The sequence below is a fragment of the Paraburkholderia tropica genome (assembly GCF_914484835.1).
In the GTDB taxonomy this organism is placed as follows: domain Bacteria; phylum Pseudomonadota; class Gammaproteobacteria; order Burkholderiales; family Burkholderiaceae; genus Paraburkholderia; species Paraburkholderia tropica_A.
Window position 1 is genome coordinate 38,612 of record NZ_CAJZAR010000078.1, and the last position, 12,813, is coordinate 51,424.

Below are 12,813 nucleotides of genomic sequence, written 5' to 3' on the forward strand. Positions count from 1 at the left end.
GGACGGGCGCTCGGGGCGCCGTAGTGCGTCCAAGAATAGGAGCGCCGACGATAACCGTCCAATACAAACGATGTCCTGTACGATAAGCGCTATCTATCGATCGACGGATCGAACAACGGACAGACAAGCGGAGGAGACACCGCGATGGAACTCAAGCAACTGCGCTATTTCGTGGCCGTGGCCGAAGAACTGCATTTCGGGCGCGCGGCGCGGCGGCTCTTTTTTTCGCAGCCCGCGCTGAGCTTCGACATCCGCAAATTCGAGGAGCAACTGGGCGTGCAGCTGCTCGAGCGCAGCAACAAGGCGGTCGCGCTGACGAACGCGGGCTTCGTGCTGCTCGAAGAGGCGCGCCGTCTGCTCGAACAGGCCGACGAGGTGCGCCGCATCGCCGAGCGTTCCGCGCACGGGCTCGCGGGGCGGCTGCGCATCGGTTTCGTGAATTCGATGCTGTATCGCGGCTTGCCCGAGGCGGTCCGGCGTTTCGAGGCCGATCATCCGGGCGTCGAAGTCGTGCTGCGCGAGATGAACACCATCGAACAAGTGCACGCGTTGCAGCGTTTGCAGATCGATCTGGGCTTCGCGCACTGGGGACGCTTTCCGGCCGAAGTGCAGTCGCAGACGCTGTTTTCCGAGCCGTTTCTGTGCTGCCTGCCCGTGGGGCACCGGTTTGAGAAGCGGCGGCGGATCGAACTGGCTTCGCTCGCGCGCGAGCCGTTCATTCTGTTTCCGCGTTCGGTGTCGCCGCATTATCACGATCAGATCATCGCGACCTGCGTGGAGGCGGGCTTCAGTCCGCAGATCCGCCACGAGGCGCGGCTCTGGCAGACCGTGGTGACGATGGTGGAGTTCGGCATGGGCATCGCGCTCGTGCCCGCCGCGTTGGGGAAGATGGGCGGCGCGCGTGCGGTGTTTCGTCCATTAGCGAGCAATCCTTACGAATCGCAGGTGCTCAGGCTCGTGCGCGCGGGCGAGACGAACGCGATCGTGGAGGGGTTTGCGGGGTATCTGGGCGAGAAGGCGGGCGCGGCGTAGTGGACTACGCGGGTGCGCCTCGCGTGGTGATTGCGGCCCGTGGACGATAAGCGGGGGGAGCGTCTCCTGGTCGTCGCCGTGCAGAGTCCTGAATCGGGCTGAATCGGGCTGAATGGAGCGATGTCCCATCGCATTCGCGGATGAAGATCGCGACTTTCTGCAAAATGAATTAAATATTTAAATTTTATTGCCGTTATCTTCATACGCAGGCTGCCAATTCGAAACGGAGAGGCGGTAGCGAGAAAAGTATCCGCGCGAATTCCTGCTTACGCGCGGACAGAATGACACCGTGATGATCGAGAAGAACTTGAGCCGCCGTAAGCGGCCTCGGGAAGCCGCGCGCCTTGCACAAGAGACGCAGGCCGTATCTGTAGTCGGGGAACGATATTGAACGCAGTCGTATTTGAAATTGAGACGTCGCAAAAAATAGCGGCGCGGACCAGCGCGTTGACTTACAGGCCCGATGTCGACGGCCTTCGAGCCATGGCGATTCTGGGCGTCGTGTTGTACCACGCATTCCCCGGTATTTTCCCCGGCGGATTTGCGGGCGTGGATGTGTTTTTCGTGATCTCCGGGTATCTGATCACCGGAATCATCTCGTCGGAATTAACGCGCGGCCAATTCAGCATCGTCAACTTTTACGCGAAGCGAATCCGCAGAATTTTCCCGGCTTTGATGACGGTGTTGTTCAGCACCTTTCTGATGGGCTGGTTTTGCCTTTACGCCGATGAGTTCAAGCAACTCGGCAAACACATCGTCGCAGGCATCGCGTTTGTGTCGAACTGGACGCTGTGGAGCGAAGCTGGCTATTTCGACCAGTCGGCGGCCACGAAACCGCTGCTGCATCTCTGGTCGCTCGGCGTGGAGGAGCAGTTCTATATCCTCTGGCCGCTCTTTCTCGCCATCGGTTTTCGGCGCGGATGGACGCGGGCCATCGTCGTCATCTGTGCGGCGCTTTCCTTCGTGGCGAACGTGTGGCTCGTGAAGGCGCATCCGTCCGCAGCGTTCTTCCTGCCGTTTTCGCGCTTCTGGGAGCTGCTTTGCGGCGCGGCGCTCGCACGCTGGTCGCAGTCCGGCGAGGGCGACAACGCACTGAGCGGCCTCAGCCAGCGGACGCGAAACGTTCTCTCGATACTCGGGCTGACGACCTGTGTGGTTTCGTTCTTCGCACTCGATTCCCGACTCAATTTCCCGGGCTGGTGGGCACTCCTGCCGACGAGCGGCGCGTGCATGTGCATCGCAGCCGGCGTGGAGGCCGCGGGCAACCGGTGGATACTGTCCAATCCGGTGTCGATAGGGATTGGGAAGATCAGCTACCCGCTTTATCTCTGGCATTGGCCGCTCCTGTCGTTTGGCGTGATCGTCGCCGGCAGTGAGCTTGTTCCGGCCGCGCGAGTGGAAATACTGCTGGCCAGTGTCGCGCTCGCGTGGCTCACCCTGCAACTGGTCGAGCGGCCCTTTCAACGTGCCCGCTCGCGATGGATGTCCGTCGCGGCGCCCGCCGTTCTTCTGCTGATTGCGGGCTACCTCGGGGCGATGACCTACGCGCGCGACGGGCTTGAATTCCGCCTGAAGGGGAAGGGCTACAGCGCCTCCGCCGATCCGGCTAGCGCGACGCTCGGCGCGGGCCGTCAATATGTCGACCGCGTGTGTGGCGTCAGCGCGAAGGATCAGAAACTCTTCGACTTCTGCTCGACCGACAAACGCGCGACGCCGCGCTACGCCATGTGGGGCGACAGTAAAGCGGACGCGGCCTACTGGGGGCTCGTGCGTCATTCGCAGCCCGGCGAGAGCTGGTTGCTGATCGCGCGCGCGGGCTGCGCGCCCACGGTCTCCGCCGAAGGCGTTCCGACTGCGGGCATTGGGCAGGCGCGGTGCACGGAGGCGACTGCCACAGCGCTGCGCATGCTCGTGAACAACAGCGAGATCGGGACCGTGGTGCTGACGATGGCGGCGCGGGATCTGCTGGCGCCGCCGTCGCCCGGACAGCAGGCACCACGAACGGAGCCGTCCGATGCGCTGGCGGGCGTCGATAACCTGGTCAAGGTGTTGATGCGCGCGGGCAAGCGGGTCGCTTTCGTTATCGATACGCCGACGCTGGCCGAGCCGCATCAATGCATGGATCGCAGGCCTGCTGCATGGGAACCGGTCCGCAGCTTCCTGCATATCGACGATGACGTGAGCGCCAACGACCGGTGTGCGATCAGCTATCACGCGCACCTCCAGGCGACGCGGGACTACCGCGCGCTCGTCGCGCAGTTGCAGAAGCGCAATCCCGATCTGCTCGTGTACGACCCGACGCCGCTTCTGTGCGATATCCGGCACGACACCTGTCCGATGACGGTGAATGGCAGTTTCCTTTACAGCTATTCCGATCACATATCCGACTACGCCAATGGCCTTATCGCGCCCCAGCTTTCTCAGTTGCTGGGTCATTGACTCGCGCGATTGCGCTTCAAGAATGGAAACGCATCGGTAAGCGTCCGCACGGATCGCAATAAGCCGCTTCCCAACATCGCCCCTTGGGGCAATCTGGTTGCCCCAACTACCAATAGTCTCAGCCGGTCGATTGTGCGAAAAACCTCGGAGAAGTTATCGAGCAACGATGGCGGGCGCTGTGCGTCCGCCATTTCCTTGAATAACCGGAGGTGGTCATGTCGCATTCGGACGACGAAGCGAAGTCAGGCGGTCGCAGGGCATTCCTCAAGAACGTCGCGGTCACGAGCGTGGCAACCGGCTTGTCCGGTGTGGTTGGAGAAACGCTGACTCAGGTCGCGCACGCGGCGACGCCGACCACCGGCGCGGCCAAGCCCGCCACGGCCGCCACGCTCGCCGTCAACAAGCAATTCGCCGAGTTTCTGCAGTTCGGCGATGCGCAGGATTTCGAGGATGCGAAGCGCGGGCTTGTCGCAACGCTGCCCGAGCCCGTCGTGATTCCGGGACCCGGCGGCACGCATTCGTGGGATCTGCAACAGTTCGCCTTCGTGCAGGGCGGCCCGGAAAACAACGCACCGCCCACCGTCAATCCGAGCCTCTGGCGTAACGCCAAGCTCAACATGAATCACGGCTTGTTCAAGGTCGTCGATGGCATCTGGCAGGTGCGCGGCTACGATCTCTCGGTTATGAGCATCATTCGCGGCGACCGCGGCTATATCGTCGTCGATCCGTTCATCACCACCGAGGTGGCCTCGACCGTCTGGAAGCAACTCGTCATTCCGCATCTCGGCGATCATCCGATCACGCATGTCATCTACACGCACAGTCACGTCGATCACTACGGCGGCGTGCGCGGTCTCGTCAGCGACGACGACCTGAAGTCGGGCAAGGTGCAGATCGTCGCGCCAACCGGTTTTACCGAAGCGGCGGTGGGCGAGAACATCATCGCCGGTAACGCGATGGGGCGGCGCGCGAGCTACATGTACGGCTCGCTGCTGCCGCGCAGTCCCACGGGCATCGTGGACGGCGGGCTCGGCAAGACCACGTCGGTGGGCACGATCACACTCGCCGTGCCGACGATGTTCGCCGAAAAGACCGGCCAGAAGCTCACGCTCGACGGCGTGGAACTGGTCGTGCTGATGGCGCCCGAGTCGGAAGCGCCTTCGGAGTTCATGTTCTATCTGCCGAAGTTCAAGGCGTTCTGCGCGGCGGAAGACGCCACGCACACGCTGCACAATCTCTACACGCTGCGCGGCGCGAAAGTGCGCGACGCGCTGCTCTGGTCGAAGTATCTGCAATCGTCGCTCGACATGTTCGGCGACGATATGCAGGTCGTATTCGCTTCGCACTACTGGCCGACGTGGGGCAACGATCGCGTGGTCGCGTTTCTCGGTGCGCAGCGCGACATGTATCGCTATCTGCACGATCAGGTGCTGCGCATGGCGAACCAGGGGATGACGCCGCTGGAGATCGGCGAGAAGATCCGTTTGCCCGAGAGTCTCGCGAAACACTGGTATTGCCGCGGCTATTACGGCACGGTCTATCACGATGCCGTCGCGCAGTACAACCTGCGGCTCGGTTTCTTCGACGGCGTGCCCGCGAATCTGCATCGTCTGCCGCCGACCGAAGCGGGTAAGCGCTATGTCGAATTCATGGGCGGATCGGCGGCCGTGCTGAGCAAGGCGCACGGCTATTACAGCAAGGGCGATTACCGGTGGGTCGCGGAAGTCGTCAATCACGTGGTGTTCGCGGAGCCGCAGAACACCTCGGCGAAACAACTGCTCGCCGACGCTTACGAACAACTGGGCTATCAGGCGGAGTCGGCGTCGTGGCGCAACTTCTACCTGACGGGCGCGCAGGAATTGCGCGGCGGCATCCAGCAGCTTCCGGCGCCGCAGCCGCAAAGCCCGGACACGATCCAGGCGATGCCGCTCGACATGTTCCTCGACTATCTGGGCATCCGTCTCAACGGCGATCGTGCTGCGGGCAAGACCGCGTCGTTCAATCTCGTGCTGACCGACACGAAAGAGAACTACGTGCTCGGCGTGGAAAACAGCGCGCTGCATTACACCGGGAACAAGAGCCTGAAGTCGGCGGACGCGACCGTCACGATGACGCGCGCCGACCTCAACGACATCATGATGGGCAAGACCAACATGCAGAAGCTCGTGATGGCCGGTAACGCGAAGATCGACGGCAACAGCCAGAAACTGGGCGAATTCGTGTCGTGGCTCGACACGTTCGACTTCTGGTTCAACATCGTGACGCCTTGAGGGGATGCCATGTGCGCGATCTGCAATTTCAAGCTCGATTTCAGCGTCGGGCATCCGCTGGCGCTGACGATCGCCGTCGCGGCCCGCCAGGCGATCGACGCCGGGCTGATCGAGCCCATCGACACCGCCGGGGGCGCGCTCTCGGCGGCCCGCATGCGCCTCTCGGCCATCGACGCGCTGAATCTGCTTCAGGCGCGCGTCGAAGGCGCGCACGGCGAGGCGGCGCTGCTGGCGCTGCCGGACTTCTATGTGCTGCTGATCGAGAACGATACGTGGGGGTTCTTTCACGCCACGACCGAGGGCTTCGACCCGGATATCGTGCCGGAGATGCCCGATATCAGCGCCACTGATGACGCGCAGCGCAGCAATATCCTGATCACGTCTGAGGCGGCGTTGCGCGCGTGGCTCGAAGGGCGCTTCGATCTCGAACGTGCGCTGCGCGAGTCGCTGTTCGTGATCGACGCGCCGCAGACGCAGGCCGATTCGCTCGCGCGGATGCTCGCGCTCGCCGAATCGCCGGTGCAGGCGATGAGCTAAACGGGCCGACGGCGCGTGCGGTTACGCCAGCAGCGTCGTCGGGAGCGGAGCGGCCATTACGCAGCGTCTTCCGATAACCGGAGCGTCAGGTCGCGACCGCTTTCCCCCATCAATCCAGCACCAGCGAACCGAGCGCGAACGCGCCGAGCGCGGCCACCGCGATCGCAACCCAGTAAGCGAGATTCCATTGCGGCAGCAGGCCTTCGCGGCGCAGCGCATTGACGCGACGCTGATGCTGCACGACCGCGACCAGCAGCGCCACGGTGCCGATCACCACCATCGCCGTGCCGACCATGCGCGGCGACCAGGTCGCGCCGAAGCGGCCGACGATCGGCGTGCCGCGCTGGCCTTCCACATACTCGAAGAACTTCGCCAGCGTGAAGCCAAAGCTGATCATCGAGAGCGCGGTGCGCAGCCACGCCATCAGCGTGCGCTCGGCGGCGAGGAAGGTGCGCTCGATGGCGAGCGCGGTGCGCGCGCGCGTCTGCAGCGTGCCTTCGTCGGGCTTCAGGGGCGCATCGGGATGCGTGTCCGGCACGGAGAGGATGTCGCGCTCAGGGCTCATGGATGACCTTCAAGGCGTGCCGGAAGCCAGCACCGAGCGATGGCGCTGCCACTTCACGTACGGGATGGCGATGATCGTGCAGACGATCAGGTAAAGCACGAGCGTCGGCGCGAATTGCTCGCCGGGAAAATTGGCCGCCGAGATCGCCAGCGCGATGGCCGGGTGGCGCGAGGCCGTGGACAGCGCCAGCACCGAAGCGTGCTCGGGCTCCGGGCCGCCGAGGCAATGGCCGATCACCAGCCCGGCGAGCGCGAAGGCGACGATGGCGATCAGCGTCCCGTGCCCCGTCGACGACAGGATCGCGCGCCACGTGCCCACGAGCAGCAAGAGCACGCCCGCGGCCAGCAGCACGGTCGCGATCAGGCGCACGGGTGCGATCAGGCGCTGTGCGGCGCGCGGCATCAGCGACGCGGCCAGCAGACCCACGGCGAGCGGCGCGATGATCATGGTCAGCACGATCTTCAGGATCGACGCAGGCCCGACGGCCAGCGGCTGCGCGAACAGCCAGTTGAAGAGGGCCACCGAAAGCGGCATGGTCACGACCGACACCAGCGCGAGCACGACGAGCAGCCCGAGCCCGTAGGGCGCGACGCCGCCCGCTTTTTTGTGCTTCTTCGGCAGCAGCGGCGGCACGGGCGAGATGGCGAGCGCCGTGAGCACGACGGCGGTCGGCTGCGGCAGATCGAGGTAGTAGACGCAGGCGACCACGAGGATCGGCAACAGCACCAGCATGGCGATGAGCGAACGCAGCAGCAGGCCCGGCCGCTGCGCGATATAGAACAGGTCGTCGCGCGTGGCCTGGAGGCCGTACGTGAAGACCGTTGCGGCGATGGCGCACTGGAGCGCGAGAAGAATCAGGGCCTTGGCGTCCATGGTTGTCGCGTCGGGAATGCGGCTGGGCGGCGTCCGGCTGAACGCCGCCCGGGAACCACGCGTCTACATCGTCAGGATGCCTTATCGATGGCCGCCGCCGGCTGCGTCCATCATCTTCTCGATCACCTGATCGACGCCGAAGCTGGCCGCTTTCTGGCGTGGCGGGAATTCCTTGAACGTTTGCAGGAATTCGGCCACGCCCGCCTGCGCGGGTACGAGGATAAACACGTGATCGAGCAGCCAGTCGTAGTAGGTGTTGGAAGTGATGTCGGCGCGCTCGTACGGGTCGGTGCGCAGATTGAAGATCTTCGGCACACGCAGCGTCACCAGCGGCTCGGCCCAAATTCTCAATGTGCCAGCCGTGCGCTGCTCCATGAACACGACCTTCCAGTTATCGAAACGCAGGCACGCGAGATCGCCGTCGTCGGTGAAATAGAAGAAGCCCTTGCGCTCGGGCTTCTTCTCCTTGCCGGTGAAGTAGGGCAACAGGCTGAAGCCGTCCAGATGGACCTTGAACTCCTTGCCGTTGGCCTTGAAGCCTTTCTTCAATTCTTCCTTGACGTCGGGATTGCCCGCGGCCTCGACGATGGTCGGCAGCCAGTCGAGATGGCTCACGATCTCGTTGCAGACCGTGCCCGGCTCGATCACGCCCGGCCAGCGCACGAGGCACGGCACGCGATACGCGCCTTCCCAGTTCGAATTCTTCTCGTTGCGGAACGGCGTCATGCCCGCGTCGGGCCACGAGTTCATGTGCGGACCGTTGTCGGTGCTGTACATGACCATCGTGTCCTCGGTGATGCCGAGTTCGTCGAGCAGCGCCAGCATCTCGCCGATGTGCTTGTCGTGCTCCACCATGCAGTCGTGATACTCCGACTGCCAGCGTCCGGCCTGGCCGCGAATGCGGTCCTCGATATGCGTGCGGAAGTGCATGTGCGAGGTGTTGAACCAGAGGAAGAAGGGCTTGTCCTCCTTGTGCGCCTTCTGGATGAACTCCTTCGCGGCGGCGAGGAATTCGGTGTCGATCGTCTCCATGCGCTTCTTCGTCAGCGGGCCGGTGTTGTCGATCTTCTGGCCGCCCTTGCCGTCGGACCAACAGTGCAGCACGCCGCGCGGGCCGTACTTCTTGTGGAAGTTGGGGAATTCCTTGGCGTCCGGGTAGTCGGGCAGTTCCGGTTCTTCCTCGGCATTCAGGTGATACAGGTTGCCGAAGAATTCGTCGAAGCCGTGCATCGTCGGCAGGTGTTCGTCGCGGTCGCCGAAATGGTTCTTGCCGAACTGGCCCGTCGTGTAGCCGAGGTCCTTGAGCAGCTCGGGAATATTCGGGTCCTCGGCGCGCATGCCGAGCGGCGCACCCGGCAAGCCGACCTTGGTCAGCCCCGTGCGCAGTCCGCATTGTCCCGTGATGAACGACGCGCGGCCCGCCGTGCAGCTCTGCTCGCCGTAGTAGTCGGTGAACACCGCGCCCGCCTCGCCGATGCTGTCGATGTTGGGCGTGCGGTAGCCCATCAGCCCCTTGGTGAAGATGCTGAGATTGGACTGGCCGATGTCGTCGCCCCAGAGGATCAGGAAGTTGGGTTTCTTCTTGCCCGCCATGGAACACTCCTTTGTGTAGAGCTACCGCAGCCGGTAGCGGATCGCCTCCGTTCCCCGTCGCCGACGGGTTGTCAGGAGGCCGTTTCTCCCGAGGGGTTCAGCCCGGATCGCGATCGCGGATGACGCAACGAAATCCCACGTGGCACGTGGACGTATCGACGGGCTGCGCCATGCGCGCGGCGGGCCGATAGCGCCGGCAGTAGTTGGGCGCGCACAGGTACGAGCCGCCCTTCATGACCTTGCGCGGAATCTTGACCTGAGGCGAGCGCGGATCGACGCTGGCTTCCACGCTCGCGCCGCGTGGGTTATCGAGCGTGCAGCACGCCTTCACGATCTTGCCGTGGTCCTGATACCAGTCGCTGGTCCATTCCCAGACGTTGCCCGCCATGTCGTAGAGGCCATAGCCGTTGGGCGCGAACGAGCCGACCGGCGCGGTCCATTCGTAGCCGTCTTCAAGCAGGTTCTGCCACGGAAATTCGCCTTGCCACGTGTTGGCCATCGGCTTGCCTTGCGGCATGAGTTCGTCGCCCCAGACGAACTCCGCGCCGTCGAGCCCGCCGCGCGCGGCGAATTCCCATTCGGCTTCGGTGGGCAGATCCTTGCCGGCCCAGCGCGCGTAGGCGGTGGCGTCTTCGTAGGAGACGTGCACGACCGGATGATCGGCGAGACCTTCGAGCGAACTCGCGGGGCCGCGCGGATGCCGCCAGTCGGCGCCTTGCGCATAGGTCCACCAGTTGTAGTGATTGCGCAGATCCACGCGCTTCTCAGGCTTCGCGAACACCACCGAGGACGGCGCGAGCATCTCGGGCAGCGCGCCCGGATAGTCGTCGGGATTGGCGGGGCGCTCGGCGGACGTGATGTGGCCGGTGGCGTCGACGAAGCGCTGGAAATCGGCGTTCGTCACCGCATGACGATCGATCCAGAAGCCGCGCACGCGGACCTTGTGCGCGGGCGCTTCCTCGGGATAGTGATGATTCGAGCCCATCAGGAACGTGCCGCCTTCGATACGGACCATGCCTGGCGACGCGGCGTGCGAGGGGGCGTCACTGGCGTCGTTGATCGCTTCGGGTGCGGTGTGGATCATGGGCAGTCAGGGTGGGCGGCAGGGTGTGGAATCGCATGGGCGCGGACGGCGAAACGTTGGCGTTGGCGTTGGCGTCTGCGTTGGCGTCGGCGAGCAAGGCATGCGGCGTACCGGCTTGCAGTATTGGAGCGCCGCCGCGGTTTCGCTATCGGTAGATGGGGCAACGGCATTGCCCCTGAGGGCAATCGGCAGGCGGGGCGCGTGCTTCACGACAATTTGCGCAACAACTTTCGCATCGACGTATGCAAACCGCTGACGGTTACGCGATGTCTGCGCTTTCGGGCAATGGAACTGCCCTGCATCCTATGGCGCGTCGCCGGGCCTTGTGCGGACGCGAGGCGCTAGTTCGGCGGCATCGACTGCTGGAGGCTAAGCAGGTTTTGCGGCACGACGCGAATCAGACCGCCACGTGGACTGTCGATATCCGCGATCAACGACAGTGACAGCGACACGGTGATCGGCAAGACGAACAGCAGCACGCGCCGCCCATTTTTACCGCGCACGCCATAGCCCTGCATCAGGTTGCTGAAGAAGGCGATCGCCATCATCAACGCCCACGCGGAAACCGGAATGCGATTGAGCCACGCGGCCTGCGTATAACCCTGCGTATTGATCACGTCGTTCATGCCTCCGACCGCGAGCGCGGTGATGGGCGTGGGCCGCGCCTCGGCGGCCTCGCGCACGGTGTCCCACAGCTGGCCCTGAAGCGCCATGGTTTTGCTGTTGAGCACGTCGAGTTCGTGCGCGTTGCGCGTGCGGTAAAACACGATGCGCAATTCCAGATACTGGGCCAGCAGCGCTTTGGCTTTTGCCGAACCGGGTGTGCCCAGCAGGTCGGCGCGCAGATATTCGGTGCCGATCGCATTGGCTTCTTCTTCCTCGTAATTCTTGCGCTGGTCGTAACGGCTGACCGCCATCGAAAGCGTAAAGCCGATTAACAGCGCAAGCAGCGTGAGCGTGGCGCCCTGAATGACGTTGTAGTTATCGCGCGCGTCGTCCGAGAGCGGCAGGACACGCTGCATCACGATCGCGCCGAGTGCCGCGCCAGTCGAAAGCAGCACGATCAGCAGGATGAACAGGTATGCGGGATGATGAACGAGCTGAGTCATTTGGGATCCGAATGAATGGCGATGAATGCCGCCCTGATATGCTCCGTGCCGATCGATCTTAACGTGAACCCTGGCGTCAACGCGTTGCCCCAAACCCTGAGTCAAACCGCGCATTCGCGAGCGGAGGCAGGGCGGCCAGGTTTGCAATCGCCCGCATCATGCGCTGTTTCGATCGGTTGAATGAATGCACGGATCGTTGACTCAATTGAATGAATGCCACGCAGCGCGCCAGGCGAATTCATTGCGGAATGAATCGATTATTTTCGTTCTGATCAGTCTGAAACCACATGGTCTCGTAAATTGCTATAACGGCTTACATGCGTTCGATTCGTGTCATGCGAGTCGCGCAGAGGTGTCAAGGAGCGGTATCAGGGAGCCACGAAATCCGACCCAAAAATACGGATGAATTGGCGAAGACGGAGTGATGTCGTGAATAGCGATTCCATCAGGACGATTCACGTTGTCGAAGACGATGCATCCATGCGATCGGCGTTGAAAAGACTCCTGAGCAGTGCAGGTTATGAGGTCCAGACGTATGCCTCCGCCGGCGAATTTCTGGTGAGCGAGCCCGAAGCGTGGCGTGGCTGTCTGCTGCTCGATCTGGAACTCGGCGGCCCGAGCGGGCTGGATCTTCAGCAGGCGCTGCGGCGTCAGCCACGCGCGATGCCGGTCGTGTTCATGAGCGGCTACAGCGATGTGCCGCGTACCGTGCAGGCGATGAAAGCGGGCGCCGTGGACTTCCTCGTCAAGCCCTTCGAGCGGCAGGCGTTGCTGGACGCGCTCGACACCGCATTCAGCACGGATGCGCACGCGGACGCGCCGTTGCCGAACGAGGCGGCACCGGGCGTGAGCCTCGGCGAGCGAGAGCGGACGGTGTTGAAAGGGATCGTCGCGGGGCGGCGCAACAAGCAGATCGCGGCGGAACTCGGACTTTCGGAGCGCACCATCAAGAGCTGTCGGGCGCAACTCATGCGCAAATTCAGCGCGGGCTCGTTCGCGGAGTTGCTAAGGCACGCCGAAGCGGTATCGCTCGCGGCGTGATGTTGGCGCGTCGTATCGCGCTGTCCAGCAACTCGCACAAGCCGAGGCCAACGCGCGGCGCGGGTCGCCACCGTGAGGCGACGACGATGCCTTTGCGCGTCGACACGAGCATGCGCGGCATGTGAAAGACAAGCGCTCTGTCCGACATTGCCCGAAAGGGAAATGGGATTGCCCCAAATCCCTATGGCATGGTGCGCGTCATATAGACAACGATGATCGAATGGTTGGAATCAGCCGGACTCGTTCAGCGATTTCGCCCCTTGTATTGCG

At 63.4% G+C, this 12,813-nt stretch carries 10 protein-coding genes; 5 read left to right on the forward strand and 5 right to left on the reverse strand.

Going from position 1 to position 12,813, the window contains the following annotated elements:
• Positions 1 to 144 precede the first annotated feature (144 nt).
• The 4 genes from LDO54_RS29240 (at position 145) to LDO54_RS29255 (ending at position 6,278) form a co-directional block, all read left to right on the forward strand.
• Positions 145 to 1,032 (forward strand): LysR family transcriptional regulator, encoded by an 888-nt coding sequence (locus tag LDO54_RS29240; RefSeq protein ID WP_290371150.1) that lies wholly within the window; start codon positions 145 to 147, stop codon positions 1,030 to 1,032.
• A 387-nt stretch (positions 1,033 to 1,419) separates the two neighbouring features.
• The gene (locus LDO54_RS29245; protein ID WP_224014584.1) at positions 1,420 to 3,471 is read left to right on the forward strand and encodes an acyltransferase family protein; all 2,052 of its coding nucleotides are present in this window, start codon (positions 1,420 to 1,422) and stop codon (positions 3,469 to 3,471) included.
• 215 nt (positions 3,472 to 3,686) lie between these two features.
• Positions 3,687 to 5,741 (forward strand): alkyl/aryl-sulfatase, encoded by a 2,055-nt coding sequence (locus LDO54_RS29250; protein WP_224014586.1) that lies wholly within the window; start codon positions 3,687 to 3,689, stop codon positions 5,739 to 5,741.
• A gap of 9 nt (positions 5,742 to 5,750) precedes the next feature.
• Positions 5,751 to 6,278: a hypothetical protein gene (locus LDO54_RS29255; protein ID WP_224014588.1), complete on the forward strand. Its 528-nt coding sequence runs from the start codon at positions 5,751 to 5,753 to the stop codon at positions 6,276 to 6,278.
• A 109-nt stretch (positions 6,279 to 6,387) separates the two neighbouring features.
• On the opposite strand, the gene LDO54_RS29260 is transcribed toward LDO54_RS29255, so the two are convergent.
• The 5 genes from LDO54_RS29260 to LDO54_RS29280 all read right to left on the reverse strand — a co-directional run bounded on the left by LDO54_RS29260 (position 6,388) and on the right by LDO54_RS29280 (position 11,502).
• Positions 6,388 to 6,843, reverse strand: coding sequence for a YidH family protein (locus tag LDO54_RS29260; RefSeq protein ID WP_224014590.1), 456 nt, complete (start codon positions 6,841 to 6,843; stop codon positions 6,388 to 6,390).
• A 9-nt stretch (positions 6,844 to 6,852) separates the two neighbouring features.
• Positions 6,853 to 7,716, reverse strand: a complete 864-nt coding sequence (locus LDO54_RS29265; protein ID WP_224014592.1) for a bile acid:sodium symporter family protein — start codon at positions 7,714 to 7,716, stop codon at positions 6,853 to 6,855.
• 81 nt (positions 7,717 to 7,797) lie between these two features.
• Entirely contained in the window at positions 7,798 to 9,309 is a 1,512-nt protein-coding gene (locus LDO54_RS29270; protein ID WP_224014594.1) for an arylsulfatase, read from the reverse strand.
• Between the two features lie 97 nt (positions 9,310 to 9,406).
• Complete coding sequence (locus LDO54_RS29275) at positions 9,407 to 10,393, reverse strand: formylglycine-generating enzyme family protein (protein ID WP_224014596.1); 987 nt, start codon at positions 10,391 to 10,393, stop codon at positions 9,407 to 9,409.
• A 341-nt stretch (positions 10,394 to 10,734) separates the two neighbouring features.
• Positions 10,735 to 11,502: a hypothetical protein gene (locus LDO54_RS29280; RefSeq protein WP_224014598.1), complete on the reverse strand. Its 768-nt coding sequence runs from the start codon at positions 11,500 to 11,502 to the stop codon at positions 10,735 to 10,737.
• Between the two features lie 480 nt (positions 11,503 to 11,982).
• Here LDO54_RS29280 and LDO54_RS29285 point away from each other — a divergent pair, with 480 nt between their 5' ends.
• Positions 11,983 to 12,543 (forward strand): response regulator, encoded by a 561-nt coding sequence (locus LDO54_RS29285; RefSeq protein WP_253074432.1) that lies wholly within the window; start codon positions 11,983 to 11,985, stop codon positions 12,541 to 12,543.
• Positions 12,544 to 12,813: the final 270 nt, after the last annotated feature.

Coding starts and splice junctions, on each gene's coding strand:
- LDO54_RS29260 (WP_224014590.1), bottom strand. CDS start 6,843: ATGAGCCCTGAGCGCGACATCCTCTCCGTGCCGGACACGCATCCCGAT.
- LDO54_RS29280 (WP_224014598.1), bottom strand. CDS start 11,502: ATGACTCAGCTCGTTCATCATCCCGCATACCTGTTCATCCTGCTGATC.
- LDO54_RS29275 (WP_224014596.1), bottom strand. CDS start 10,393: ATGATCCACACCGCACCCGAAGCGATCAACGACGCCAGTGACGCCCCC.
- LDO54_RS29240 (WP_290371150.1), top strand. CDS start 145: ATGGAACTCAAGCAACTGCGCTATTTCGTGGCCGTGGCCGAAGAACTG.
- LDO54_RS29285 (WP_253074432.1), top strand. CDS start 11,983: ATGCGATCGGCGTTGAAAAGACTCCTGAGCAGTGCAGGTTATGAGGTC.
- LDO54_RS29255 (WP_224014588.1), top strand. CDS start 5,751: ATGTGCGCGATCTGCAATTTCAAGCTCGATTTCAGCGTCGGGCATCCG.
- LDO54_RS29250 (WP_224014586.1), top strand. CDS start 3,687: ATGTCGCATTCGGACGACGAAGCGAAGTCAGGCGGTCGCAGGGCATTC.
- LDO54_RS29265 (WP_224014592.1), bottom strand. CDS start 7,716: ATGGACGCCAAGGCCCTGATTCTTCTCGCGCTCCAGTGCGCCATCGCC.
- LDO54_RS29270 (WP_224014594.1), bottom strand. CDS start 9,309: ATGGCGGGCAAGAAGAAACCCAACTTCCTGATCCTCTGGGGCGACGAC.